Raw genomic sequence first — 2,638 nt, 5'->3', positions numbered from 1 at the left:
GATTATCCCCACACCTGGGCTTACCTTAAGCGGTTTGAGCACGTTTTGAGAGCGCGTGGAGGTTGGGAAGTCAAACAAGCGATGAAAGCGGGTAAACCGTTCTATTCCATGTCCGAGATCGGCGACTACACCTTCGCCCCCTGGAAAGTTGTGTGGCCTTGGATTGCCAAGGGATTGAGAGCCGTTGTTGTTGATATGGTCCAGGGAAAGCCTGTTGTTCCTGAACATAACACATTTCTGGTTGCTTGCTATGAGCCCGATGAGGCTTTTTACATTTGTGCGCTGATGAACTCTTCTGCTGGCGATCTGACCATTCGGAGTTTCTTTTCCACCGGAGGTGGTGGCATCGGGTCCCCAATTGTTCTGGAGCACGTCCGCATCCCTAAGTACAACTCGAATGATCTGGTGCACCGAGCTCTGGCCGAGGCCTCCCAGGCGGCTCACGAGGCTGCGGCTCAGGGCGATGTAGCCCGCCTACGCGAAATCGAGGAACGAATTGACCAACTCGCCGCCCAACTTTGGGGCCTCACCGAGAGGGAACTTAAAATAGTTCGTTCTGATTTGGCGGAGGTCGGAGGTGACAAAGTCTGAAAAAGGGCTTCCCCAGGCAGGCACTCAACTGCCGTTGCCTTTTCCCAAACACTTCGTTATTGACGCGTCTGTTTCTAGACCAAGCGAATGGAAAGAAATGTTTACAGAAAACGGAGATCAAGTGACCACCATTACTGAACTAGGACTGCCACAAAATGCCCCTGATGACGTGATCTCTGTCACAGCCAAAGGAATCGGAGCATGGGTGCTTACGCAAGATCGGGAGTTTCATTATGACGCAGCCCTCCGTGGGGTCTTTTACTCTAAAATTGTTTATCTGGTGGGCACAACGACTCGCATACCTGCCGATATCAAAGCGCTTTCAAAAGCGACTAAAGGTGCTATAGAGCAGGTTTCTTGTGTAGATACCGGCGGAAATCAGAATTTTTTCGTCATTGTTGACTTAGATAGCGGCCAGGTAAGAGTTGAAGCAACTCCATCACCTCCTTCCGAATTGCTCGCAATTTTGCCAGCCCTTTCTCAATCTCGGCACGGGCTTAAAAATGCTGATTTGCGCAAACTATGGGGCTGTAGTCGTTCTACAGCATGGAAAAAGGCATTACGGTTAGTTCAGGAGGGCTGGCTTCGCAAAGCCGGGAAGACAAGTAGTTGTCGATATTTGAAGGGACGAAAACTTGAAGAGGATTTTCGCAGGATTGTGTACACGAAATCTGTGCCACATCGAAAAACTAGATTAAGGCATAATTAAGGCTGTTCAAGCAGTATTGTATATCATGGTCGAGTGAAGTCTGTCCTCAGATTCAGCAGTGTCCCTGTGTCTCCAAAACTCGTTTTCTTGCGTAGGTTAAAAAGTGCCATTACAGTCCTTTTTAGTCCGGAAGGTAGCCTACCGTCAAGGTTTCAGGATATATTCAGTGCGAACTTTCAGGGACTACGGCAATTACGCGCGAGGGGAAAGTATGCAAGGGCCAGGGTTCCTCCGAGGAAAGCACTATACGGAGTACGTCGAAGAAGTCCAAAACTTGAAGCGTACAGGGCGGCTCGACGAGGCTGAGAAGCTGTTGCTCAAGTTAGTAGAGGCTGTGGAGGCGGAAGCACGGGCTCAGGGTTGGGGAGTGGCACCTTGGTACTATGAGCAACTCGCGATTATCTACCGAAAGCGCAAAGACTACGCTGCAGAGGTGGCCATTTTGAAACGATATATGAGCTAGCCTCATGCACCAGGAGTGGGCCCGCACAAGCTCTCTGAGAGACTTCAGAGAGCCTTATCTCTTCTTAAGCAGTGTCGAGAACTGAAAAGCGGCTAAGTGGTTACTCTTTTAGCAGTCCTAGCTTTCTCAAACGAGCACGGATAGCACTGGGCTTACGTTGAAAGATCTTTGCGAGTTCTTCAATCGTTTTTCCACCTTGATATTCTTCTGTCAAGCGTTTGTCTTCTTCCTCTGCCCATTTTGCGTAGGCCTTTGGATGGTGTTGGCGTATGATTTGCAAGTCATAAGTTTTGAATCTAAATCCTGCGGTTTCAAGGATTTCCTGTAATGCCGCATGAAATGCCGCCAAGTGCTCTTGGAAAATCATTATGCTACTGCGTTCTCGCTTCTCCCCGACCAGCCTTGATTCAGTGATTACTAAGAACTTTATGCCCTCCCGCGATTCTTTTACATCAAAGAAATACGTTCGCTTGCCAGCGACTAAGCGTTGGGAAAACAATTCTTTTCCTTCGGCCCTCTCACTGCGCATTTATCATCCCTCCATACAACTGTGCAAATTGTATTCCACTGCGACAGCGGCGGTCTACTTTCATGCTGTCGTGCATACTGGGTCGATGCTGTCCTTCGTGAAGTCTCGGTGGAAGGTACGCGAACATATTGGTTGTTGCCTGATGAAAGACGCGGTAATTTCCCTATGTGCTTGGTATCGCTATAGCTCTTATTTGCTCGTTTTGGGCTTGGGCTACGCCAAAAGTGTGGGCTCCCATTGACGTTTATGAGTTTGGAGAAATAACCGAGGGCGAGCTTTTTTGTTGGGAGTTCACACTGGGAAATGTGGGCGACACGGAGCTCATTTTGGGACCGGCGGCACCAAG

4 protein-coding genes are annotated in these 2,638 nt (G+C 49.2%); 3 read left to right on the top strand and 1 reads right to left on the bottom strand.

Going from position 1 to position 2,638, the window contains the following annotated elements; all coding sequences use genetic code 11:
• From H5T41_10970 to H5T41_10960, 3 genes are all read left to right on the top strand, one after another.
• Positions 1 to 591, top strand: a 591-nt coding sequence (locus H5T41_10970) for an SAM-dependent DNA methyltransferase (GenBank protein ID MBC7109279.1), incomplete at its 5' end; no start/stop codon positions are given.
• The gene (locus tag H5T41_10965; GenBank protein MBC7109278.1) at positions 578 to 1,300 is read left to right on the top strand and encodes a DUF5615 family PIN-like protein; all 723 of its coding nucleotides are present in this window, start codon (positions 578 to 580) and stop codon (positions 1,298 to 1,300) included. The genes H5T41_10970 and H5T41_10965, both read left to right, overlap by 14 nt.
• A 166-nt stretch (positions 1,301 to 1,466) precedes the next feature.
• Positions 1,467 to 1,763 carry a hypothetical protein gene (locus H5T41_10960; protein ID MBC7109277.1) on the top strand — a complete coding sequence of 99 codons (297 nt, stop codon included), beginning with the start codon at positions 1,467 to 1,469 and terminating at the stop codon, positions 1,761 to 1,763.
• 100 nt (positions 1,764 to 1,863) lie between these two features.
• Here the strand turns inward: H5T41_10960 and H5T41_10955 are convergent, their stop codons facing one another.
• Positions 1,864 to 2,292: a DUF3276 family protein gene (locus tag H5T41_10955; protein ID MBC7109276.1), complete on the bottom strand. Its 429-nt coding sequence runs from the start codon at positions 2,290 to 2,292 to the stop codon at positions 1,864 to 1,866.
• Between the last annotated feature and the right edge of the window lie 346 nt (positions 2,293 to 2,638).

Source organism: Methanomassiliicoccales archaeon (genome assembly GCA_014361295.1).
GTDB lineage: Archaea > Thermoplasmatota > Thermoplasmata > Methanomassiliicoccales > JACIVX01 > JACIVX01.
Note: the sequence above shows the minus strand (reverse complement) of the source record. Positions and strands in the feature narration are given on the sequence as shown.